22 protein-coding genes are annotated in these 21,366 nt (G+C 64.9%); 10 read left to right on the top strand and 12 right to left on the bottom strand.

Features of this window, described 5'->3' with window-relative positions; all coding sequences use genetic code 11:
- The first annotated feature begins 440 nt into the window (after window positions 1-440).
- Complete coding sequence (locus MTX21_RS05800; protein WP_280963864.1) at window positions 441-1,385, top strand: hypothetical protein; 945 nt, start codon at window positions 441-443, stop codon at window positions 1,383-1,385.
- A gap of 10 nt (window positions 1,386-1,395) precedes the next feature.
- Here the strand turns inward: MTX21_RS05800 and rimO are convergent, their stop codons facing one another.
- Entirely contained in the window at window positions 1,396-2,721 is a 1,326-nt protein-coding gene (rimO, locus tag MTX21_RS05805) for a 30S ribosomal protein S12 methylthiotransferase RimO (RefSeq protein ID WP_280963865.1), read from the bottom strand.
- A gap of 114 nt (window positions 2,722-2,835) precedes the next feature.
- Between rimO and MTX21_RS05810 the strand changes: the two genes are divergently transcribed.
- From MTX21_RS05810 to MTX21_RS05835, 6 genes are all read left to right on the top strand, one after another.
- On the top strand, window positions 2,836-3,426 hold the full coding sequence (locus tag MTX21_RS05810) for an ANTAR domain-containing protein (protein ID WP_063699152.1): 591 nt from the start codon (window positions 2,836-2,838) through the stop codon (window positions 3,424-3,426).
- Window positions 3,423-4,589 (top strand): CmpA/NrtA family ABC transporter substrate-binding protein, encoded by a 1,167-nt coding sequence (locus MTX21_RS05815; protein WP_280963866.1) that lies wholly within the window; start codon window positions 3,423-3,425, stop codon window positions 4,587-4,589. The genes MTX21_RS05810 and MTX21_RS05815 overlap by 4 nt, the downstream gene beginning before the upstream one ends.
- Before the next feature lie 350 nt (window positions 4,590-4,939).
- Window positions 4,940-5,770, top strand: coding sequence for a formate/nitrite transporter family protein (locus MTX21_RS05820; protein WP_280963867.1), 831 nt, complete (start codon window positions 4,940-4,942; stop codon window positions 5,768-5,770).
- A gap of 13 nt (window positions 5,771-5,783) precedes the next feature.
- Window positions 5,784-7,586: a NirA family protein gene (locus tag MTX21_RS05825; RefSeq protein ID WP_280963868.1), complete on the top strand. Its 1,803-nt coding sequence runs from the start codon at window positions 5,784-5,786 to the stop codon at window positions 7,584-7,586.
- Window positions 7,583-9,199, top strand: a complete 1,617-nt coding sequence (locus tag MTX21_RS05830; RefSeq protein ID WP_280963869.1) for a sulfite reductase subunit alpha — start codon at window positions 7,583-7,585, stop codon at window positions 9,197-9,199. The genes MTX21_RS05825 and MTX21_RS05830 overlap by 4 nt, the downstream gene beginning before the upstream one ends.
- A gap of 186 nt (window positions 9,200-9,385) precedes the next feature.
- A complete protein-coding gene (locus MTX21_RS05835) occupies window positions 9,386-9,538 on the top strand; it encodes a hypothetical protein (protein ID WP_279369863.1) in 153 nt (50 codons plus the stop codon).
- 139 nt (window positions 9,539-9,677) lie between these two features.
- On the opposite strand, the gene MTX21_RS05840 is transcribed toward MTX21_RS05835, so the two are convergent.
- The 3 genes from MTX21_RS05840 to pxpB are packed head-to-tail and all read right to left on the bottom strand — an operon-like array spanning window position 9,678 to window position 12,245.
- Window positions 9,678-10,448 carry a 5-oxoprolinase subunit PxpA gene (locus MTX21_RS05840; RefSeq protein WP_280963870.1) on the bottom strand — a complete coding sequence of 257 codons (771 nt, stop codon included), beginning with the start codon at window positions 10,446-10,448 and terminating at the stop codon, window positions 9,678-9,680.
- Between the two features lie 31 nt (window positions 10,449-10,479).
- Window positions 10,480-11,517 (bottom strand): biotin-dependent carboxyltransferase family protein, encoded by a 1,038-nt coding sequence (locus MTX21_RS05845; protein ID WP_280963871.1) that lies wholly within the window; start codon window positions 11,515-11,517, stop codon window positions 10,480-10,482.
- On the bottom strand, window positions 11,514-12,245 hold the full coding sequence (pxpB, locus tag MTX21_RS05850) for a 5-oxoprolinase subunit PxpB (protein ID WP_280963872.1): 732 nt from the start codon (window positions 12,243-12,245) through the stop codon (window positions 11,514-11,516). Before pxpB ends, MTX21_RS05845 begins: the two co-directional genes overlap by 4 nt.
- Window positions 12,246-12,495: 250 nt before the next feature.
- Here pxpB and MTX21_RS05855 point away from each other — a divergent pair, with 250 nt between their 5' ends.
- Window positions 12,496-13,194: a ribonuclease activity regulator RraA gene (locus tag MTX21_RS05855; RefSeq protein WP_027550912.1), complete on the top strand. Its 699-nt coding sequence runs from the start codon at window positions 12,496-12,498 to the stop codon at window positions 13,192-13,194.
- A 24-nt stretch (window positions 13,195-13,218) separates the two neighbouring features.
- On the top strand, window positions 13,219-13,623 hold the full coding sequence (locus MTX21_RS05860) for a cupin domain-containing protein (protein WP_280963873.1): 405 nt from the start codon (window positions 13,219-13,221) through the stop codon (window positions 13,621-13,623).
- Between the two features lie 175 nt (window positions 13,624-13,798).
- Here the strand turns inward: MTX21_RS05860 and MTX21_RS05865 are convergent, their stop codons facing one another.
- From MTX21_RS05865 to MTX21_RS05875, 3 genes are all read right to left on the bottom strand, one after another.
- Window positions 13,799-14,581, bottom strand: coding sequence for a DUF2147 domain-containing protein (locus MTX21_RS05865; protein WP_280963874.1), 783 nt, complete (start codon window positions 14,579-14,581; stop codon window positions 13,799-13,801).
- 212 nt (window positions 14,582-14,793) lie between these two features.
- Window positions 14,794-15,294 (bottom strand): hypothetical protein, encoded by a 501-nt coding sequence (locus MTX21_RS05870; protein WP_280963875.1) that lies wholly within the window; start codon window positions 15,292-15,294, stop codon window positions 14,794-14,796.
- 51 nt (window positions 15,295-15,345) lie between these two features.
- Window positions 15,346-16,125: a transporter substrate-binding domain-containing protein gene (locus MTX21_RS05875; RefSeq protein WP_280963876.1), complete on the bottom strand. Its 780-nt coding sequence runs from the start codon at window positions 16,123-16,125 to the stop codon at window positions 15,346-15,348.
- Window positions 16,126-16,243: 118 nt separating this feature from the next.
- On the opposite strand from MTX21_RS05875, the gene MTX21_RS05880 reads away from it, so the two are divergent.
- Window positions 16,244-16,741 (top strand): DUF1993 domain-containing protein, encoded by a 498-nt coding sequence (locus tag MTX21_RS05880; protein WP_280970979.1) that lies wholly within the window; start codon window positions 16,244-16,246, stop codon window positions 16,739-16,741.
- A gap of 5 nt (window positions 16,742-16,746) precedes the next feature.
- On the opposite strand, the gene MTX21_RS05885 is transcribed toward MTX21_RS05880, so the two are convergent.
- The 5 genes from MTX21_RS05885 to MTX21_RS05905 form a co-directional block, all read right to left on the bottom strand.
- Window positions 16,747-17,187 (bottom strand): hypothetical protein, encoded by a 441-nt coding sequence (locus MTX21_RS05885; protein WP_280963877.1) that lies wholly within the window; start codon window positions 17,185-17,187, stop codon window positions 16,747-16,749.
- A gap of 169 nt (window positions 17,188-17,356) precedes the next feature.
- Window positions 17,357-18,346 carry a hydroxyacid dehydrogenase gene (locus MTX21_RS05890; RefSeq protein ID WP_280963878.1) on the bottom strand — a complete coding sequence of 330 codons (990 nt, stop codon included), beginning with the start codon at window positions 18,344-18,346 and terminating at the stop codon, window positions 17,357-17,359.
- Between the two features lie 34 nt (window positions 18,347-18,380).
- A complete protein-coding gene (ugpC, locus tag MTX21_RS05895) occupies window positions 18,381-19,481 on the bottom strand; it encodes a sn-glycerol-3-phosphate ABC transporter ATP-binding protein UgpC (RefSeq protein ID WP_280963879.1) in 1,101 nt (366 codons plus the stop codon).
- Window positions 19,482-19,501: 20 nt separating this feature from the next.
- Entirely contained in the window at window positions 19,502-20,413 is a 912-nt protein-coding gene (locus tag MTX21_RS05900) for a carbohydrate ABC transporter permease (protein ID WP_280963880.1), read from the bottom strand.
- Window positions 20,413-21,351, bottom strand: a complete 939-nt coding sequence (locus MTX21_RS05905; protein ID WP_280963881.1) for a sugar ABC transporter permease — start codon at window positions 21,349-21,351, stop codon at window positions 20,413-20,415. The genes MTX21_RS05900 and MTX21_RS05905 overlap by 1 nt, the downstream gene beginning before the upstream one ends.
- Window positions 21,352-21,366 lie beyond the last annotated feature (15 nt).

A 21,366-nucleotide genomic window follows, 5' to 3' on the forward strand; every position in this document is an offset into this window, starting at 1 on the left:
TCGAACTCCTCTGGAGGCGGGTGAAAAAGGCGCGCGAAAAGCAAGAAGGCCGCACTTTGCGGGTGCGGCCTTCTCGAAAACTCGGCTGATGTCAGTGCTTCAGCGGCGTCGTCGGACATGGCGCAACCCATCATCGTCGCGGGTGCGACGACGGAAAGCTGCGCGGCGGTTGGTCCGAGAATTGATCATGGGGCGCGGCCATACAGCCGAATGGCAGGGTTTGTCAAGGCGGTGCCGTTCCGAGCACCGGCGCGACCAACGGCAAAAGCGACCGCCCGGTCGCGGCTTCGCACAGGCCGCGCCGGATATCGATCACTCATCCCGCATAGAAACCATCGGGCCCCTAGCGCGTTTGTGATCGACAGACTCCGTTTGGTTCGAACCGGAGGCGCGACGAATCAGACCAAAAGGGGCGCGGGACCAACCAGACAGTTTTAGCTTTGCCCAATACGCCTTACCCGATCGACCTCGACAGCATTCGCGGCGCGTTTCCGCCGGGCATCGAGGCGCCGCCACTGCTGCTCGATTTCGCCAATTGGCTCAAGGGGCGCCCCTGGGGCAGCGTCGGCTGCTTCTCGCTGCAAGGTCAGTTCTCCGATCAGGCACCGATCTTCGATGGCAGTCCGCTGCGCGACAGGTTCGCATTGTTCATGCGCTTGCCGGACGGCTCCGCCGTCGGCGGCTGGTACGGCGCCGGTCTCGACCGGGACAATCCGCCCATCGTCGGACTCGGTTCGGAGGGCGACTATGCAGTTCTCGCGCCGACACTCGACGGCCTGCTGGGGCGGCTGACGTCGCATGCGTTTGAAAACGCCTGGCACGATCTGATGCCGGACGAGGAAGTCGAATGCCAGACGATCGAGCTCGCGCGGTGGCTGGCGGGACGCTCGCCTGGCGAGCAGCCGGCCCCGCCTGCGGAGCCGTCCTCGGAGCTGCCAGATTTCCGCGGCTTCGTCGAGAAATGGAGCCGCGATCGCGAGGACTATTGGGCCAATCACCGGATGATGGCCGAGCTCGGCTGGCGGCTTGCGGCGCACCTGCCGAAGAGCAAGAACGCCTGCGACAGGACACGGTTCGAGATCGCGATCGTCGGCGCGCAATATCAGGCGCGCGTTCTGTCGCGCGGCCCGCAGCCGTTCGAGGAGGCTGCATCGATCGAATCTCTCCTGCGCGACTTGCGCGAGGAGATGCGGCGGAAGCAGCCCGAGCTGGGGTTGTGGTATGCGATGAGCTTCGAGCTCTATGCCGACGGCCGCGTCATGCCGAGCTTCGAATACGATGTGCGGCCGACCATCGACGGCGAGCCGGCGGAGCTGTCTGGAGCAAAGGCGGATCTCGCCCGGGCACCGCGGCCGGAACGCTGGGTGCCGAAATGGCTGATCTGACGCAGCGAGATCAGAATCCCGCGACGCTGCCGTGCAGATCGTATGCGTCCGCACGCTCGATCTTGGCGGTGACGATCTCGCCGACGCGCAGGGGGCGGCGGCTCGACAGATAGACCGCACCGTCGATCTCCGGTGCATCCGACTTGGAGCGGCCCTTAGCAACGGTCGGGCCAACCTCGTCGATAATCACCTGCTGGCGGGTGCCGACCTTGCGCTTCAGCCGGCGCGCGGAGATCTTCTGCTGCCGCGCCATCAGCGCGTTGTAGCGCTCCTGCTTCACCTCATCCGGCACGGCGCCGGGAAGCGCATTCGAGGTCGCGCCCGCGACCGGCTCGTATTTGAAGCAGCCGACGCGATCGATCTCGGCCTCATCGAGCCAGTCGAGCAGATAAGCGAAATCGGAATCGGTCTCGCCGGGGAAGCCGACGATGAAGGTCGAGCGTAGTGCGAGATCAGGGCATTCCTCGCGCCAGCGCTTGATCCGCGCCAGCGTCTTGTCCTGCGCTGCCGGCCGCTTCATCGCCTTCAGCACCTCCGGGCTCGCATGCTGGAAGGGGATGTCGAGATAGGGCAGTACCTTGCCCTCGGTCATCAGCGCGATGACCTCGTCGACATGCGGGTAGGGGTAGACATATTGCAGCCGGACCCAGGCGCCGAGCTCGCCGAGCTCGCGCGCAAGGTCGAGGAATCTGGCGCGCACCGCGCGATCCTTCCACGGGCTCTCGGCATATTTCAGATCGACGCCGTACGCCGAAGTATCCTGCGAGATGACCAGGAGCTCCTTGACGCCGGCGCCGACCAGCCGCTCGGCCTCGCGCAGCACGTCGTTGGCCGGCCGCGAGACGAGATCGCCGCGCAGCTTCGGAATGATGCAGAAGGTGCAGCGGTTGTTGCAGCCTTCGGAGATCTTCAAATAGGCGTAGTGGCGCGGCGTCAGCTTGATGCCCTGCGGCGGCACCAGGTCGAGATGCGGGTTATGCGCCGGCGGCAGCGCGCGATGCACGGCATCGAGCACGCTCTCATACTGCTGCGGGCCGGATATCGACAGCACGCCGGGATAGGCCTGCTCGATCTGCTCGGGTTCTGCGCCCATGCAGCCGGTCACGATCACCTTGCCGTTCTCGGCCATGGCCTCGCCGATCGCCGAGAGCGATTCCTGCTTGGCGCTGTCGAGGAAGCCACAGGTGTTAACGATGACGAGGTCTGCCCCGTCGTGCTTGCGCGCGAGCTCGTAGCCCTCGGCGCGCAGCCGCGTGATGATGCGCTCGGAATCCACCAATGCCTTGGGGCACCCGAGCGACACGAAGCTGACCTTGGGCGCAGCCGTCTGATCCATACCTAAATCTGCCTGATTGACCGCTTGCAGCTAGTCCTAATTGCCCACAATTTCAACCCTTTGCATGAGGCTCCGGCGTGCTATGGATGCGTCGCGGGGTGGGTGAGTTGAGCGATGAGCGCCGAACAGTCGCCAAAAATTGTCATTGTCGACGAAAGCCCGATCCGGGCCGCGATCCTCGAGGAAGGCTTGCGGGAGGCGGGCTTCACCGAGGTCGTCCATATCCGCGAGATGCAGAGCCTGCTCGCGCGCATCTACGCCGTCGATCCCGATATCATCCTGATCGATCTGGAAAACCCCAGCCGCGACGTTTTGGAACAGATGTTCCAGGTCAGCCGCGCCGTGCGGCGGCCGATCGCCATGTTCGTCGACCAGAGCGATTCGGCCTCGATCCAGGCCTCCGTCGAGGCGGGCGTGTCCGCCTACATCGTCGATGGGTTGAAGAAGGAGAGGATCAAGCCGATCCTCGATCTCTGCGTGTCCCGCTTCAACGCGTTTGCGAAACTTCAAGAGGAGCTGGAGCGAACCAAGTCGCAGCTCGAGGACCGCAAGATCATCGAGCGTGCCAAGGGCATCCTGATGAAGGTCAAGGGCCTTACCGAGGACGAGGCCTATGTGCTGCTGCGCTCCACCGCCATGCGCGAGAAGAAGAAGATCGGCGAGATCGCCCAGTCGATCATCACCGCGTCGGAGATGCTGAAATGACCGCTACCCTCCGCATAGGCTTCATCCCGCTGGTCGATGCCGCAGCGCTGATCGTCGCCGTCGACAAGGGGTTCGCCGCCGCCGAAGGGCTCGAGGTCGAGCTGGTGCGCGAGGTCTCCTGGTCCAACGTCCGCGACAAGCTCAATATCGGCCTGTTCGACGCCGCGCATCTGCTCGCGCCGGTCGCGATCGCGTCCTCGCTCGGGCTCGGCCACGTCAAGGTGCCGATCGCAGCCCCCTTCAACCTCGGCATCAACGGCAATGCGATCACGGTCTCGCCGGCGCTCCACGCCGCGCTGATGGCGGAGATCGACGGCGACCGCTTCGATCCGCTTGCCACGGCGAAGGCGCTGGCGCGGGTGGTCGCCAAGCGCCGCAAGGCGGGCGCCGAGCCCTTGACCTTCGGCATGACCTTTCCGTTCTCGACCCACAATTACCAGCTACGGTTCTGGATGGCGGCGGCCGGCGTCGATCCTGACGAAGATGTGCGCCTGGTGGTGCTGCCGCCGCCCTACATGGTCGACAGCCTCGCCAACGGCCATGTCGATGCATTCTGCGTTGGGGCGCCCTGGAACTCGGTCGCGGTCGATCTCGGCATCGGCCATATCCTGCATTTCGTCTCCGACATCCTCGTGCGCGCCGCGGAGAAGGTGCTGGCGGTCCGCCAGGCCTGGGCCGAGAAGAACACCGAAACGGTTGCCGCTCTGGTGCGCGCCGCCGTCAAGGCAGCCGCGTTCATCGAGCATTCGGAGAACCGGATCGAGGCCGCGCGGATCCTGGCGCAGCCGGAGCGTATCGGCGTCGATGCCGAAGTGATCCAGCGCACCCTCGATGGGCGGCTCAAGATATCCGTTGACGGTTCGCTGCGCGAAAGCGGTCGCTACCTCCTGGTCGGGCGCGAAGGGGCAGGGCGGCCCGATCCGGCTCAGGCTGCCTGGCTCTATGCCCAGATGGTGCGTTGGGGCCAGGCTGCGCTGAACCCGGAGGCGCTCGTGGCGGCCATGGGTGTGTTCCGGCCCGATCTCTATGACGCCGCCGTGGGGCACAGGGGTACCGCGGAGGAGCCGGACGGGGCGATCGGCGCGTTTGCCGGTCCCGCCTTCGACCCCCGGGATGTTGCCGGCTATCTCGCCTCGTTCGACGTCGCCCGGCGCGCCCGCTAGGGGCTGCTCAAATATTAAGCATTTTGATTCGAAGCTTAATTTTTGAGCTAGTGCTGCCCGAAGCGGCATGAATGTTGATCCACTTCATGCGCTGCACACAAATCTAAATAGCTGAATCCGCGCGAGTTTTGGATATTTGCTGCGTTGGCACACTCCTTGAATAGGAGGATGTGAGCCGCCCGGCGTGGGCGCCGGCGGCCCCAAATCCATGATGGATTTCCGCAGCAACGAGGCTGATCGGATCGCCCAGGGTTCCGGTTAGGCCGCGTGCGCCTGCAATCGTGCTCCCAGCGATCAACGCCGTTTCAACCCGTTGTCGGCCGCCGTGCGCGGCAAGCTGGAGCTTCGATATGGATTACGCAAAACCCTCCGACGTCGTGGCCTCGATGGTCGATGCCAGCCTGAAGAAGCTGGCACTCGCCCCGCGCGACATCATGATCCGGGGCGCGATCTCGGGGGCACTGTTGGGGGCTGCCACCACGCTCGCCTTTACCGGCGCCCTCACGACCGGTCAGCCCCTCGTCGGCGCGCTGATCTTTCCGGTCAGCCTCGTGATGATCGTCCTGCTCGGGCTCGAGCTCGTCACCGGCAGCTTCGCCATCGTTCCGCTCGCGCGCCTCGAGGGCAAGGCGACCTGGAACGCGGTGATCGCCAACTGGTCCTGGGTCTTCGTCGCCAATCTGCTCGGCAGTCTCGCCTTCGGAGTCTTGATCGCGATCTCGCTCACCAACATGGGCAAGGTCGAAGTGGCCGGTGTCGCGGCGCGCATCGTTGCGGTGGCCGAGGCGAAGACGATCGGCAATGCCGCGATCGGCACGGCCGGCATGGTCTCCGTGTTCGTCAAGGCCATCCTCTGCAACTGGCTGGTTTGCCTCGGCGTCGTGATGGCGATGACCTCGACCTCGACGGTCGGCAAGATCGCGGCGACGTGGCTGCCGATCTTCCTGTTCTTCGCGCTCGGCTTCGAGCACGCCGTCGTCAACATGTTCGTCATCCCGACCGGCATGCTGCTCGGCGCCAAGGTCAGCCTCTCGGACTGGTGGCTGTGGAATCAGATTCCCGTGACGCTCGGCAATCTCGTCGGCGGTTTCGTCTTCACCGGTCTTGCGCTCTACGCAACGTACAAGCCCGCAAAGCCGGCAGCCGACGTGGCGCAGGTTGCGGTCCAGGCAGCAGAGTAGGTTCGTTCATCCCATGAAACTCGACACAGCACCCACGGCCGACTTTTCCGACGAGCAGAAGCGCTATCTCGAAGGCTTCATGTCCGGCCTCCAGGTCGGGCGTGTCGGGCGCGCCTTCGCCGCCGGCGGTGCGCCTGCCGCCGCAACTGGCGCGTCGTCGGAGCCGACCGGTCCCGATGCCGCGGCGATCAGGGCTCAGGACAAGCTCACGGCGGCGGGCAAGAAGCTCACCGACCAGGAGAAGTTCAAGCGCGAGCTGCATCCGTTCGACGGTTATGAGCGGCTGAAGGATCAGGCGCGCAACAACGCAAACCCAACGCCGGCGGACAATTTCCGCTGGCGTTATTACGGCATCTTCTGGGTCGCGCCGGCGCAGACCTCCTACATGGCGCGTCTACGCATCCCCAACGGGATCTTGAAGCACTGGCAGATGTCGGGACTTGCGGATCTGGCCGAGGCCTATGGCGGCGGCTACACCCATGTCACGACGCGCGCGAACTTCCAGATCCGCGAGATCGAGCCGAAGAACGCCGTCGCCCTGATCGAGGGCATCCAGGACATCGGCCTGTGCTCGCGCGGCTCCGGCGCGGACAACATCCGCAACGTCACGGGCACGCCGACCGCCGGCATCGATCCGCAGGAATTGCTCGACACGCGGCCCTATGCGCGCGAGTGGCACTACCACATACTCAACGACCGCTCGCTCTACGGCCTGCCGCGCAAGTTCAATGTCGCCTTCGACGGTGCCGGCAAGATCGCCGCACTCGAGGAGACCAATGACATCGCGTTCACAGCGGTCGAGGTCAAGGACGGGTTCGGCGTCGCGCCTGGCGTCTGGTTTCGCCTCGGCCTCGGTGGGATCACCGGGCACAAGGACTTTGCCAAATATTCGGGCATCGTCGTTCGTCCCGAGGACGCGACCGCAGTTGCCGACGCCATCGTGCGCATCTTCATCGAGCATGGTGACCGCACCAACCGCACCAAGGCGCGGCTGAAATACGTGCTGGATGCGATGGGTCATGACGCGTTTCTCAAGCTGGTCGAGCAGCAGCTCAAGAAGCCATTCGCGCGCGTGCCGGCGGAAGCGGTTGCGCCGCGGCCTGCAACCGACCGCATGGCCCATATCGGCGTGCACAAGCAGAAGCAGGCTGGCCTGAACTGGGTCGGCGTGGCGCTGCCGGTCGGCAAGCTCGCCTGCGAGCAGATGCGTGGGCTAGCCAAGATCGCCCAGGACCTCGGCGACGGCGACATCCGCCTGACCGTCTGGCAGAATCTTCTGATCTCCGGCGTGCGCGACGAAAGCGTCGCGCTGGTGACGGCGGCCGTCGAGAAGCTCGGCCTCGCCACGCAAGTGTCGAACGTCCGCGCCGGCCTGATCGCCTGCACCGGCAATGCCGGCTGCAAGTTCGCGGCTTCCGACACCAAGCGTCACGCGGCCGCGATCGGCGACTGGTGCGATGCGCGCATCAGCCTCGACACGCCGCTGAACATACATCTCACCGGCTGCCATCACTCCTGCGCCCAGCACTACATCTCCGACATCGGCCTGATTGCGGCCAAGGTGCCTGGCGCGACGGAAGAGGATACGGTCGAGGGCTATCACCTCTTCACCGGCGGCGGCTTCGGCCCCGACGCCGATATCGGACAGGAGGTGTTTCGCGACGTGAAGGCCGAAGATGCCCCGAAAATCGTCGAGGGCCTGCTGAGGGCCTACCTCGTCAACCGTGCCTCACCCGACGAGACCTTCCTGACGTTCTCCCGTCGCCACGACGGCGAAGCCCTGCGCAAACTCGCTGAAGCGGAAGTCACTGCATGACCCAGATGCCTGTCCCACCGAAACTCGAGATCATCCCGCCCAACGCGCCTTTCAGTGAAGGCCAGCGGCTGTGGCTGAACGGCTTTCTCGTGGGCATGTTCGGGCTCGACGGCTCGACGCCGCTGTCCCCCGCGGAGAACGGGGCCGTGCTCGCCCCGCAAGGCGATGGCGATGACGGCGAGGCGCCCTGGCATGATCCGGCGATGGCGATCGCCGATCGCATGAAGCTCGCGGAGGGCAGGCCGCTGCGCCGCCGCATGATGGCGGCGATGGCGCAGCAGGATTGCGGCCAGTGCGGCTACAACTGCGCCGACTATTCCGATGCGATCGCGAACAAGAGCGAGGCTCGCCTGAATCTTTGCGCCCCAGGCGGCAAGGAGACGGCGCGGATGTTGAAGCAGCTCTATGAGGAGCTCGACAAGGCGCCGGCGGTCAAGCCTGCCGCGGGTGCGGCGGCTCCGGCCGCGAGCGCGCCGGCTGCGCCGGAGGTGAAGGCTGAACTTGGCCGCGCCCGCGAAAATCCGGTCGAAGCGACGTTCCTGTCGCGGCGGCTGCTCAACAAGCAGGGCTCCGAGAAGGAGACCTATCACATCGAGTTCGATCTCTCCGAGAGCGGCCTCGACTATGTCGTCGGCGACAGCTTTGGCGTGTTTGCGCGCAACGATGTCGGTCTCGTCGACCAGATCATCGCGCTGCTCGGCGCGTCCCACACCACCAAGGTCAACGGCAAGACGCTGCGCGAGGCGCTGATCGAGGACGTCTCGCTGTCGCCGGCCCCCGACAAGCTGTTCGAGCTGATCTCCTTCATCACCGGCGGCGCGCAGCGCGAGAAGGCGCGGGCGCTGGCGCAGGGCGAGGATCCCGATGGCGATGCCGCCACCCTCGACGTCATGGCGGCGCTGCAGAAATTTTCCGGCACGCGACCGCACCCGGAGGCCTTCGTCGAAGCGCTGGAGCCGCTGCAGCCGCGACTCTATTCGATCTCGTCCTCGCACAACGCGACGCCGGGAAAACTGTCGCTCACGGTCGATTCCGTCCGCTACGTCATCGGCAAGCGCAAGCGCCTCGGCGTCGCCTCGACCTTCCTTGGCGAACGCATCAACGAAGGCGAGAAGCTCAAGGTCTATGTGCAGAAGGCGCATGGCTTCGGACTGCCGCAGGATCCGAAGACGCCGGTGATCATGATCGGTCCCGGCACCGGCGTCGCGCCGTTCCGCGCCTTCCTGCTCGACCGCAAGGCGACCGGCGCGCCCGGCAAGAACTGGCTGTTCTTCGGCCATCAGCGCAGCGATTGCGATTTCTTCTACAGGGAGGAGCTCAACGCCTTGAAGACCTCGGGTCTTTTGACCCGCCTGTCTCTTGCCTGGTCGCGCGACGGCGAGAAGAAATTCTACGTGCAGGACCGCATGCGCGAGCTCGGCCGCGAAGTGTGGACGTGGCTCGCCGAAGGCGCGCATCTCTACATCTGCGGCGATGCCAAGCGCATGGCGAAGGACGTCGAACGCGCACTCGTCGACATCGTCGCGCAGTTCGGCGCGCGCTCGACCGATGAGGCCGTGAGTTTCGTCGCGGAGCTCAAGAAGAAGGGGAGGTTCCAGGCGGATGTCTACTAGGAGCTGAAACTGCTCCAATTTGGTTCGGACTTGAACGAATGCCATCCTTGGAACCCGCGCTCCAGGAGAATTTCATCCTGCCAAAGGCGCCTTGAAGAGAAGTCTTATCGCTATTTCCGCGCTCGTCTTGCGTGTGGGCAGGGGTGATCCCTCATAATCGCGCAAATGGGGCGTTGGAGATCGACCATGCGCGAACTGTCGGCGGAGGCCAGGCTGCACTTCTACGCGCGCTCGCTCTCGCGGCGGACCGGGGCGAGCGTTCATCACATTGCGCTCTACAGCGCCTTTGCGGTCATTGCTGCGATCGTCTTTGGCACGCTCTCGGTGCACCCGTTCTGAGCCGGATCTGCAGGGTGGGTTAGCCGACCACGTCCGCCGTAGCTCCGCAAGCGAAGGCGGAAGGCATAACCCACCAAACTCCATACCCGCGGAACAAGGTGGTGGGTTACGCTTTGCTAACCCACGCTACAATCTTGCCTCACGATGCCCGCTTGAACGGCGCCACCTCGATCCCCGCAGCCTTCAAGGCCTGACGCAGGCCGCGCGCGATCTCGACCGCGCCGGGCGTATCGCCGTGGATGCAGACCGTGTCGGTGCGCATCTTGATGACCTTGCCGGTCACCGAGACCACCGCGCCGTCCTGCACCATGCGCACCACGCGATCGGCGATCGCCTTGGCGTCGTGCAGCACCGCGCCGGGCTTCTTGCGCGAGACCAGATTGCCGTCATCCTCATAGGCGCGGTCGGCGAACACTTCGTGCACCATCGGCAGGTTGGCGTCTTCGCCCGCCTTCACCAGCTTCGAATTGGCGAGCACGACGAAGATCAGGCTGGGATCGACCGCCTTGATGCCGGCGGCGATCGCCCTCGCCGTCGTGTCGTCCTCGCAGGCGACGTTCGAGAGCGCGCCATGCGCCTTCACATGCGTCACCTTGTGACCGGCGGCAGTGGCGATCGCCTGCAGTGCGCCGATCTGGTAGGCGACGAGGTTCTCGATCTCGGATGGCTTCAGGCCGGCGATCGGGTGCCGGCCGAAACCGTGCAGGTCGCGATAGCCGGGATGGGCGCCGACCGAGACGCCGCGCGCCTTCGCAAGCTCGACCGTCCTGCGCATGATGTCGGGATCGCCGGCATGGAAGCCGCAGGCGACGTTCACGGAGCTCGCAAGCTCGATCATGGCGGCGTCGTTGCCCATCTCCCACGCGCCAAATCCTTCGCCGAGGTCGCAATTGAGATCGATCGTCTTCATGGTGCTCTCCGCCTTTTGGTCTTCTTGTCGATTACGGCTCCGCCGATACCTGCCACGTCCCGGCATCGACCGCGCTCACAGCGTAGCCGGCAACGTTAGCATCCCTGAGCGCCTCGATGTTGAGCGCGACCGTGTCCGCCGAACGTAGCCGGTCGGGCAGGCTGCGAATGAGCTGCGCGAATTTGCGTGCCTCGTCCTGCGCCTCGGCCATGCTGACCTGCCTGAAGTGGAACGCGGTTCCCGCCGAGGTCTGCGCCAGCCGACCGAAATCGGCCGTGATCACGGTTGCGATCTTCGGATAACCGCCAGAGGTGCCGCGGTCCATCATCAGCGCGATCGGCGCGCCATTGCCGGGCACTTGGATGCTGCCGTTGACGGTGCCGTCGGAGACGATGTTGTGGCCGTGCAGGTGCTCGATCGCGGGGCCTTCGAGCCGGTAGCCCATGCGGTCGGAGGTCGCCGATATCTTCCACTCGCTCGCAAGGAACAGCGCCTTGTTGGCCTCGTCGAACTCGTCGTCCTGCGGGCCTAGCACGACACGGATCGGACCCTCGGCCGGCTTCGGCAGCTCGATCCGGAGCTCCGGCGCACCACTTGCTGCGTCGACCGTGAACTCGTCGCCGGCCTGGAGCGGGCGCGGATAGGGGCTGCCGAGACCCGCGCGCGCGTTCACCGCCAGGCTGCCGAACACCGGCTCGCCCTTGACGCCGCCTTCGATCGCGAGATAGCTGAACGCGCCGCCGCGGGCGAAGCCGAGCGTCAGCGTCTCGCCGTCCTTCAACGTCACGGAACTGTCGAGCGCCACCGCGCGCCCGGCGATGTCGGCGTTGCGCGGCGCCCCGGTGATGCCCAGGCGAACGGCGCCGTCACGCGCCGTGAAGGATGCGCCGAACGGGCCGATCTCCACACCGGCCGCGAGCGGCTCGTTGCCGACCAGGCAATTGGCCGCAGCGAGCGCCAACCGGTCCATCGCGCCGCTCGGCGTCAGGCCATAGCGCTGCGAGCCGGGGCGGCCGCCATCCTGGACGGAGCTTGCAGGGCCGATGCTGGCGACGACGAGCCGGCTCATGAGGCCACCTGCTCGGCAATCAGCTCGCCGGCTTCCGCAGCCCGGTCCTGCTCCGCGAAGGTCTTGTGGTCGATGGCAAAAAACGTCACGCGATCACCGGGTTCGGTGAGAAAGGTTGGATTCCGGTGGAGCTGATAGGTGCGCACCGGCGTGCGGCCGAGAAGGTGCCAGCCGCTGGGACCGGCCAGGCACTGGATGCCGGTCTGGATGCCACCGATCGAGATCGTGCCGGCTGGCGTGAGCAGCCGCGGATTCTGCCGCCGCGACATGTGCAGCGATTTCTCGAGGCCGCTGAGATAGGACCAGCCCGGCGTGAAACCGATCATGGCGACGCGGTAGTCGCCGGCGACATGGCGGGCGACGATGTCATCGGGGGTGGTGTTGAGCGCTTTTGCGACATCTTCGAGATCGATGCCATGCTCGCCGCCATAGGCCACCGGAATGCGCCAGCGGCGCGTCTTCGCGCTCGGCGGCAACGGCTGGCTGGCGAGCGCGAGCAGCTTTTCGCCCAGCGCGTCGAACCCGATCCTGCCGGGATCGTAATGCACCAGCAGAGAGCGATAGGTTGGCACCGACTCGGTGATGCCGTCGATGCCTGCTGCGGCAAGCGCCCGGTCGAGCGCCAGCACGCGCTGGTTGGCGTCGTCGTCGATGGTCCGGCTGAACTCGACCGTGACGGCGCTGTCGCCACTGGGCAGGAGGCGGGGCGGGGGAGGCGTCGCGGCCATGAGCTGTCGAATTCGCGCTGTCGAAATCGGCTTCCGGAAATGCGCGGTCTCAGCCTTGAGTTCCGCGTCACCCCTGCTTTGCGTAAATGCGCCCGCAAGTCCAATAAATTAATGCAAGGGCAACCGATAAAGCCTTGTTATCGCGTCGCATAACAGCCCTGCGGGCGTCGTTCGTGGCCCTTGACGGGAGCCGCGCGCCTCGCAAGATGCGCGGCGTCTTTTCCCGCCCATCCGGAGCTCGTCTGTTTCCATGTCGCTATCCCCCGAAGCCCGCAAAACCCTCGCCGGCATCACCACCGCCACCATTACCACGGTCCTGCTCAAGAAGGGCTTGCGCAACGTGTGGATGCGCGGTGCACGGCCGCTGCGCCCCGGTTTGCCGCGCCTGGTGGGACCGGCGTTCACGCTGCGCTTCGTACCCGCGCGCGAGGATCTGGCGACGCCCGAGTCCTGGTCGTCGCCGATCTCGACCCGCACCGCGATCGAGGCGATGCCGGAAGGCTGCATCGCCGTGGTCGACGCCATGGGTATCACCGACGCCGGCATCTTCGGCGACATCCTCTGCGCCCGTATGGTCAAGCGCGGCGTCACGGCGCTCGTCACCGACGGCGTCGTGCGCGACGTCGAGGGCGTGCTTGGCACCAACCTGCCGGTGTGGTGCGACGGCTACGCGGCGCCCCCGTCCGTCGCCGGCCTGACGTTCGTCGGCTGGGGCGAGCCGATCGGTTGCGGCGGCGTCGCGGTGTTCCCGAACGACATCGTGGTTGCGGACCAGGATGGCTGCGTGCTGATCCCGCAGGCGATGCTCGATCACGTGCTCGCCGAGGGCGTCGAGCAGGAACGCATGGAGGCCTGGATCGTCAACGAGGTGAACAACGGCGCCGTGCTGCCCGGCCTCTATCCCATGAACGCCGAGACCAAGGCGCGCTACGCGGCCAGCAAGAAGTAACGACAAACCAAACGAGGTCATCCCATGGAGATCCACGTCGCAGGCACGCGGCCGACCCGCCGCGCGCCCAAGGAACACTTCACCGGCACCGTGTTGCAGGACCCCGTGATCATGGCGCCCGCGCCGGCACGGCTGAACTGCTCGCGCGTCTCGTTCGAGCCCGGTGCGCGCACCAACTGGCATCACCATCCGCTCGGGCAGACGCTCTACGTGATTTCGGGCGTCGGCCGCATCCAGGCCAAGGGCGGTCCGATCCGCGAGATTCGTCCGGGCGACACCATCTGGATTCCGCCGGGGGAAGTGCACTGGCACGGCGCTTCGCCGACCAACGGCATGACCCACATCGCCATGCAGGAAGCACTCGACGGCGTCTACTCGACCTGGCTCGAGCCGGTAAGTGACGCCGAGTACTCGGCAGCGGTTGGCTAGCTGAACCAGGGTTGTCCGCATGAGACCCATCGCCCGACGGGCGATGGGGCTCCGACCCGGAAGGAGTCACCTCACATCCTTTGTGCCGTCCACATGCACATGGCGCCGAAGGCGAGGTGGTGGCAAAAATCCAGGCGCACGTGATCGAGGCTGTATCCTAGATCGCAGGCGCCCCTCAGTTCACGCGCGTCCAGGTTTGGCCGCCGCAGAACATGCCGCCGAAGGCGCAGCCTTGCACGTGGAGGCGGTCGGTGCCGCGCATGGCGATCGTGGAGTCGTAGGTCGAGCCGGAGTTGGGATCGAGGATGCGGCCGGACCATTTCTGGTCCTTGCCGGGCTTCATGTTGATCAGCACCTGCTCGCCGTTCTGGTTCGATTTGGCGTCGACCGAATAGCCGCAGAGATTGCTGCCGCATTGCTCGATGCGGACCTTGCCTTCCTTCTCCTCGGTGAGCCAGACGCCGAGGGGTGAATTGGGATCGCGCGCCGGCGCGGCTGCGGGCGCCGCCGTGGTCGCGGCGGCCTGAGCGGGGGCGGGCGCAGGGGGCGCCGCCGGGGACGCGGGCGGTACGACGGTCGCCGGTGGCGTTGCAGCCTGCTGTTCGACCCGGGCAGGTGCCGGGGGCGGCGTGGGCTGCGGCAGCACGGCGGTGTCGCCCGGCGCATTGTTGGCGGTGGTCGGCGGCGGCGCCGCGACGGCTGGTGCGGGAGCCGGAGCTGCGGCCGGCGGCTGCGGATCAACCTTGGCCTGCTGCGGCGTCTGCTGATCCGGCTTCGCCTCGTTCTTCTTGGCCTTCTTTGCCTTGCCCTGTCCGGTGTTGTCGTAGACGCCGGGGATCGACACCGTGCCGCGGTCGGGATCGATGCGGATGGTACGGCCGCCATATTCGATGGTGTACTGCGCCTGCGCAGCCGTGCTCGCCAAAAGCAATGCGGCCGTGGCCAACAGCTTCCTCATTTCCGTCTCCTGAGCAGGTGGTCCCCCGGCACCGATGCTTACGCTTCGGTTGGATCTTAAAGCGTGATCTAGATCACTGTCTCCGTATGAGTCGTCCTCCGGCGGATATCGGTTCAATACCACCGAAGTCGGTCCGGAGTTTGGACGGCGGCACTACACCGAGACGATGAGCCATCACGAGCGGATAGGGGCAAAAGCTCAGCCGATCCGAGCTACTTCTCTGGACAGCGTGAGTCCGCCGCTTGCTCTGCGCGAGCGAGCGCGGTCTCATTCGCCTTGTCGGTATGGCTATCGATCGCCGCATAAAGGCAGGCGCTCTCAGGATTGATCGCGAATATGGAGAGCTCCTGGATTTCGCTCTCATCGTCGCCTTGCCGGTGCCAAGTCCGGATCACGGCGGCCTTGGGAATTCCGGCCCGCATGATCCACTGCACCTTGTCACCGAAGGCCTTGCCGGCGCCGCGCCACTGTGCCGACGGCCCTTGTCGCTTCTCGAGTGAGCGCCTGGGCGCGATCGTGAGCGAGACGATGTTGCCTTCGTCGGCGAAGCGGATCGCGTAGCCCGCCGGGCCGGGACATGTCCACTGGCCGAACTGGTCACTGGATTCGTCCTTGCAACCGGGGCCGGTTGCTGGCGTGAACTTCGTCTCTCCGAACGCGCTGTCCGCACCGGCCATTGCGAGTACGGTCGCGAGCATCATCACGTGTCGCATGATCCCTTGCCTGGCATTGCTTCTCGCGGGCTCGTCAGATCGATGGTCCTGCTAGTCGAACCAGGCGGCGTAGATCTTCTTGTAGCTGCCGTCCTCCATGGCGATGTGCAGCCACTGGTCGACGAAGGCCTTCAGCGCCACGTCGCGCTGGAGCCAGTAGGCCTTCTCGGAGAAGTCGAACGGCTTGTCCGGATGCACCGCGCAGAGCACCCCGGAGTGCTGCTTCTGCTGATACCGGGTCTCGGATGCATCGGTCATCATCAGGTCGGCATTGCCCTTGGCGATCTCGTCGAAGATCACGGTGTTGTCGGGGAAGACGTTGATCTCGGCGTCCTTGATGTTGGCGCGCGCGAAGCGCTCATTGGTGCCGCCGGGATTGACGATCACGCGGGTGCCCTTCTTGTCGATGTCGGAAAGCGTCTGGTACTTGCCCACATCGGCGCAGCGGGCGATCGGCGTCTTGCCCTCGCGCATGATCGGCGTGGAGAAGAAGCCCTTCTTCTGGCGGTCGAGTGTCACCGAGACGCCGCCCATCGCGATGTCGAACTGATCGGCCTCGAAATCCTTCATCAGCTTCGGCCAGGCCGTCTGCACGAATTCGACCTTGACGCCGAGCGCCTTGCCCAGCGCCTCGGCCATGTCGACGTCGAAGCCGCGGAATTGCTGGGTCGTCTTGTCCAGATAGGTGAAGGGCTTGTAGTCGCCGGTCATGCCGACCCGCAAGGTGCCGCGCTTGACGATCTCGTCTAGCCGCGAGGGCGCCTGCTGCGCCTGCGCCGAGAAATTCGCCAGCACCACCACGGCAAAGGCCGCCAAGATTCGAACGAGCATGTCTTTTCTACCCCTGCGCGAGCTGTCATTGTGCAGCTCTTGAAGCGTGGGATTTAAACCAGAAGCCAGCCTCTGGCGAGATGGAATTGGCAAGGAGCAGCCGGACGTGACGATCTCGATGTATGACGCCTCGGTCGGCATCTTCGTGCCTCACCTGCGCAGCCTGTCCGGGCTGCTCGACAAGGGCGCAGCCCATGCGGAGGCTCGCAAGTTCGATTCCGCGATGCTGCTCGGCATGCGGCTGTCGCCAAACATGTACGACCTGGCGCAGCAGGTCGGGGAAGCCTGCCGCCACGCGGTGGTCGCCCCGGCTCTGCTGGCGCAGCGCGAGCCGGTTGCCCTGCCGGCGCTGGAGCACGACATGGCCGGGCTTCAGGCGCGCATCGCGACATCGATCGAATTCATCGAGAGCCTGCCGCGCGGCGAAATTGACGCGGCGGCGGAACGAAGCGTCGCCTTCAGGCTGAAGAACGGGGCCGAGCTGCCCTTCACCGGACGGACGCTGCTGTTGACGTTCAGCGTGCCGCAGTTCTTCTTTCACGTGACGACGGCCTACGACCTGTTGCGACACGCAGGCGTCGAGCTCGTGAAGAGGGATTTCCTGGGTCGGAGCTAGAGAGCCTAAGCCTCGCCTTTGCGCTCGAATTCGGCGACCGAGCTGCGGCCGGCGATCTCGCTGCGTAGCTCCTCGAAGCGCCGGTGCGCCTCGTCCTCGTGCTCGTCGACGAAACGCACCGCGGCCTCGCTTGTCATGGGACCGCTGATCACGGGCGCGGACTGCTCGCCGATGGTCTCGTGCACATAGAACTGGCCGTCCTCGCCGCGATGAACCGTCCATTTGAGACGGATTGCGACCATCGGTCCGGGACCGACCTTGCTGTAGCCCTCGGCATCAGTGGGCTCAGGTGCCAGCGGCTGTTCGTCGACCACCGGATGTTCATCGGCGACGGGATGTTCATCATCGACGGCCTGCTCGGCCTCGCGTGCGGGGGCGGGCTCGGAGTCCTCCAGAATACTGGCGATGGTCGCCAGCGCATGATCGGTCGGGTCGATTTCTGACACGGTCCATCCTCCAGCTCGACGCCGCCGGTTCATCTGTCCCACTGCCGGCCGCGGTGGAACATATTACGCCCGTTTGATTAAGGCTGAGTTGGGGCTCGATCTGCACCAAAATGGGACGCATTCTGGCATTCCGAAGGCGGGCGATGTGCCGCCCGCCTGTCGGTTTGGCTTAGCCCAGCACGTCCTGATTAATGATGTTCTGGCGGATCGGATCGCCGTCCAGCACACTCAGGATGTTGCGCGCGGTCTGCTCGCTCATGCGGTTCACCGCCTCGACGGTGACGCCGGCCACGTGCGGGGCCATGATGACGTTGGGCAGCGCGAACAGCGCATTGGCGACCGGCGGCGGCTCCTGCTCGAACACGTCGATACCGGCGCCCGCGAGCTTGCCCGAGACGAGCGCATCGTACAGTGCCTTCTCCTTCACGATGCCGCCACGCGCGGTGTTGATCAGATAGGCCCTCGGATTCATCCGGCCGATCCGCGTCGCATCGAACAGGCCGACGGTTTCCGGCGTCTTCGGACAATGGATGGTGACGAAGTCGGCTTGGGGCAGGGCCGCGTCGAGGTCTGCGACCGGCTCGCAACCGGCGGCCTCGATCTCGGTGGCCGGCTTATAGGGGTCGTAGACCTGCACGTTCATCTCCATCGCCAGGCAACGCTTGGCGGTGCGGGAGCCGATACGGCCGAAGCCGACGACCAGGACGTTCTTACCGTAGAGATCGAACGGCAGCATGCCGAGCCGGTCGGCCCATTTGCCGTCCTTGACGCAGGCGTGCAGCTCGTTCGCGCGCTTGGCGAGCGTCAGCATCATGAACAGCGCCGCTTCCGCAACCGACGGCGAGTTCGCCGTGCCCGCAACCATCAGCGGCACCTTGCGGCGGGAGAGGGCGGGCACGTCGACCGCGTCGTAGCCGACGCCGATACGGGTCACCACCTTCATGTCCCTGGAGGCCTCGAGCTCGGTCTCGCCGAAGGCGGTGGCGCCGAGCGCCACGCCGTGGACCGGCGCATGGCTCTTCAGCATCGCCTCGAAATCCCGGGCCGAGATCAGGTTCGAAAACTCGACCAGTTCGATGTCGTCCCGCTGGGTGAGAAGGGCGCGGGCGCCCGGCGACATGGTTTGCGTAACGAAAATCTTCTTCTTGTTGGTCGCCATCGTCTCCTGCCTGAGCGAGTTTCTTGTCCGGCCGTCACAACACGACGCCGGTCGCCTCGTTTAGCAGGTGCATGTTGTTGAGGTCCATCGCCAAACGCATGGGAGCCCCGTCCTTGGCGCCGGCATTGGGATTGACGCGGCCGCAGATGGGCGTGCCGTCGAGCCCGAAATAGACCAGCGTCTCCATGCCCATCGGCTCGGTGACATCGAGCACGGTGTCGAAGGTCTCGACGCCCGGCTCCAGATGCGCGTGCGACTCGGTCAAGTGCTCGGGCCGGATGCCGAGCAGCAGCTTCTCGGTGCGCGGCAGCGCGTTGTAGCGGGCGGCGCGGGCCGGCGGCAGCGCAAAGGCGATGCGGTCGGTCAGGCGGATCTGAAGCGTGCCACCGACGTCCTCCAGCCGGCAGGGAACGAAGTTCATCGCGGGCGAACCGATGAAACCGGCGACGAAGCGGGTCGCCGGCTTGTGATAGAGTTCGTTCGGCGTGCCGATCTGCTCGATGCGTCCCTTGTTCATGACGACGACGCGATCGGCGAGCGTCATCGCCTCGACCTGGTCATGGGTGACGTAGACGGTCGTGGTGCGCACCTTCTGATGCACCTTCTTGATCTCGATCCGCATCTGCACGCGCAGCTTGGCGTCAAGGTTGGACAGCGGCTCGTCGAACAGGAAGACCTTGGGGTTGCGCACGATGGCTCGCCCCATTGCCACGCGCTGGCGTTGGCCGCCGGATAGCTGCTTCGGCTTGCGGTCGATCAGGTCGGTGATGTCCAGAAGGCGCGCGGCCTCCGTCACCCGCTCCTTGATCTCGGCCTTGGGATAGTGCTTCAGGCGCAGCCCGAACGACATGTTCTCGGCGACCGTCATGTGCGGATAAAGCGCGTAGTTCTGGAACACCATGGCGATGTCGCGATCCTTCGGCGGTACGTCGTTGACGACGTCGCCACCGATCAGGATATCGCCGTCGCTGATGTCCTCCAGCCCTGCGATCATCCGCAGCGTCGTCGACTTGCCGCAGCCCGATGGCCCCACCAGCACGATGAACTCATGGTCGGTGATTTCGAGATCGATGCCGCGCACGGCTTCAACATCGTCGTAACGCTTGACGACCTTACGGAGAGAAACGTCAGCCATGAAAATTCAACCTCTCGATTTCAACCCTTTGTCGCACCGGCGGTCAGGCCGGCAATGTAGTAGTCCATCAGGAAGGCATAGATGACCAATGGCGGCGCGGCGCCAAGCAGCGCGCCTGTCATGATCTGACCCCAGTTGAACACGTCGCCCTTGATCAACGTCGTGGTGATGCCAACAGGCAACACGAACTGGTCTACGGAGGTCGTGAACACCAGGGGATAGAGGAACTGCGCCCAGGAGACGGTGAAGGCGAAGATGGTCGCGGCGATCAGGCCGGGCAGGGCGACCGGAATGAAGATCCGCGTCAAGGTCTGGAGCCAGGAGGCACCGTCGATGAGGGCGGCCTCATCCAGCTCCTTCGGGATCGATGCGAAATAGCCGATCATGATCCAGGTGCAGAACGGCACCGTCAGCGTCGGATAGATGAACAGCAGCACATACCATCTGTTGAGTAGCGTGATGCCAGTATAGTCCTGAAAGACCGCGAGCATCTTGAACAGCGGAATGAACAAGAGGCTGTCCGGGATCAGGTAGGTGAGGAAGACGCCCGTGGCGAGCGTCGCCGAGCCCCAGAACTTCATCCGCGCCAGCGCGAACGCGGCGGGGATGCTGATCAGCATCGTGATGATCACGACCGCGATCGCCACGACCGAGGAATTCCAGAAGAAGCGCAAAAACTGGTTCGATGTCAGGAGCTCGACATAGTTCGATAGCGTCGGATGGAACACCCACCAGGGGTTGGTCGCTGCCGATATTTCCGCACTGCTCTTGAGCGACGTGATCAGCATGTAGACCGGCGGCGTCAGGAAAAAGATCGCGAACAGCACGAGAAAGAAGTAGGACCAGCGCAGCGCCCAGGCGCGGTCGCGGCTCATGCTGCCATATTTGACCTTGCGTGACGGTCCGGCCTTATCGATTGCGAGCGTGCTCATCAGGCTTCGTTCCCGCGTTTGGAGACATCGCGCAGGATGAAGATCGCTGCGACGGCAAGGATCGGCACCATGAACAACGAGACGCAGGCGCCGAGGGGAATGTCGTTGCTCTGGATGCCGACCTGGAACGCCCAGGTGGCGAACAGATGCGTCGTATCCAGCGGGCCGCCGGAGGTCAGGATGCGCACGATGTCGAAATTGGCGAACGTCACGATCAGCGAAAACAACGTGGTGATGGCGATGATGTTGCGCATCATCGGCAGCGTGACGTACCAGATCCGCTGCCACCAGTTGGCGCCGTCGATCGCTGCGGCCTCGTAGAGCTGGTCGGGCACGGATTTCAACGCGGCGAGATACATGATCATGAAGAACGGCGCCCCGTACCAGACGTTGACGAGGATGACTGAGAAGCGCGCCCAGAAGGTATCGCCGAGCCAGGGGATCGGGCCGACGCCGAAGAAGGAAAGCGTGTAGTTGAAGGCGCTGTAAGAGGGATCGAACAGCCACAGCCAGGCGAGCGTGCTCATCGCCGGGGGGATCACCCACGGCACCAGCAGCATGCCGCGCCATTTGCGCTGACCCTTGGCCGGAATGTTGTGGACGAAATGCGCGACGATGAACCCGATCAGCGCCTTGAAGACGACGGCGGTGATAGCGAAGATGCAGGACTGCTCCACCACCATCCAGAACGTGTCGCGTTTGAACAGGAAGGTGAAGTTGCTGAGGCCGACGAACTTCGTCATCGCCTTGTTCAGCGTCGCCAGGTGAACCGAGTAGAGGGCAGGGTAGAGCACGAGCAGCGCGATCAGGAGGATCAGCGGCAGCGTCAGGAAGAACGCGACCGTCGATTTTCGCCCTAGCGTATTGCGCAGGCTCGATCCCTTGCGCGCGCCCTTCGCACGGGCAACGCGACCTCGCTCAACGACGACATCGGCCATGTCAGCTTCCTTTGG

It is taken from the genome of Bradyrhizobium sp. ISRA430, from assembly GCF_029909975.1.
Lineage (GTDB): Bacteria > Pseudomonadota > Alphaproteobacteria > Rhizobiales > Xanthobacteraceae > Bradyrhizobium.

What these genes read in the sequence shown, in the direction of transcription:
- rimO (WP_280963865.1), bottom strand. Translation starts at nt 2,721, where the DNA reads ATGGATCAGACGGCTGCGCCCAAGGTCAGCTTCGTGTCGCTCGGGTGC.
- MTX21_RS05810 (WP_063699152.1), top strand. Translation starts at nt 2,836, where the DNA reads ATGAGCGCCGAACAGTCGCCAAAAATTGTCATTGTCGACGAAAGCCCG.
- MTX21_RS05815 (WP_280963866.1), top strand. Translation starts at nt 3,423, where the DNA reads ATGACCGCTACCCTCCGCATAGGCTTCATCCCGCTGGTCGATGCCGCA.
- MTX21_RS05820 (WP_280963867.1), top strand. Translation starts at nt 4,940, where the DNA reads ATGGATTACGCAAAACCCTCCGACGTCGTGGCCTCGATGGTCGATGCC.
- MTX21_RS05825 (WP_280963868.1), top strand. Translation starts at nt 5,784, where the DNA reads ATGAAACTCGACACAGCACCCACGGCCGACTTTTCCGACGAGCAGAAG.
- MTX21_RS05830 (WP_280963869.1), top strand. Translation starts at nt 7,583, where the DNA reads ATGACCCAGATGCCTGTCCCACCGAAACTCGAGATCATCCCGCCCAAC.
- MTX21_RS05835 (WP_279369863.1), top strand. Translation starts at nt 9,386, where the DNA reads ATGCGCGAACTGTCGGCGGAGGCCAGGCTGCACTTCTACGCGCGCTCG.
- MTX21_RS05840 (WP_280963870.1), bottom strand. Translation starts at nt 10,448, where the DNA reads ATGAAGACGATCGATCTCAATTGCGACCTCGGCGAAGGATTTGGCGCG.
- MTX21_RS05845 (WP_280963871.1), bottom strand. Translation starts at nt 11,517, where the DNA reads ATGAGCCGGCTCGTCGTCGCCAGCATCGGCCCTGCAAGCTCCGTCCAG.
- pxpB (WP_280963872.1), bottom strand. Translation starts at nt 12,245, where the DNA reads ATGGCCGCGACGCCTCCCCCGCCCCGCCTCCTGCCCAGTGGCGACAGC.
- MTX21_RS05855 (WP_027550912.1), top strand. Translation starts at nt 12,496, where the DNA reads ATGTCGCTATCCCCCGAAGCCCGCAAAACCCTCGCCGGCATCACCACC.
- MTX21_RS05860 (WP_280963873.1), top strand. Translation starts at nt 13,219, where the DNA reads ATGGAGATCCACGTCGCAGGCACGCGGCCGACCCGCCGCGCGCCCAAG.
- MTX21_RS05865 (WP_280963874.1), bottom strand. Translation starts at nt 14,581, where the DNA reads ATGAGGAAGCTGTTGGCCACGGCCGCATTGCTTTTGGCGAGCACGGCT.
- MTX21_RS05870 (WP_280963875.1), bottom strand. Translation starts at nt 15,294, where the DNA reads ATGCGACACGTGATGATGCTCGCGACCGTACTCGCAATGGCCGGTGCG.
- MTX21_RS05875 (WP_280963876.1), bottom strand. Translation starts at nt 16,125, where the DNA reads ATGCTCGTTCGAATCTTGGCGGCCTTTGCCGTGGTGGTGCTGGCGAAT.
- MTX21_RS05880 (WP_280970979.1), top strand. Translation starts at nt 16,244, where the DNA reads ATGTATGACGCCTCGGTCGGCATCTTCGTGCCTCACCTGCGCAGCCTG.
- MTX21_RS05890 (WP_280963878.1), bottom strand. Translation starts at nt 18,346, where the DNA reads ATGGCGACCAACAAGAAGAAGATTTTCGTTACGCAAACCATGTCGCCG.
- ugpC (WP_280963879.1), bottom strand. Translation starts at nt 19,481, where the DNA reads ATGGCTGACGTTTCTCTCCGTAAGGTCGTCAAGCGTTACGACGATGTT.
- MTX21_RS05900 (WP_280963880.1), bottom strand. Translation starts at nt 20,413, where the DNA reads ATGAGCACGCTCGCAATCGATAAGGCCGGACCGTCACGCAAGGTCAAA.
- MTX21_RS05905 (WP_280963881.1), bottom strand. Translation starts at nt 21,351, where the DNA reads ATGGCCGATGTCGTCGTTGAGCGAGGTCGCGTTGCCCGTGCGAAGGGC.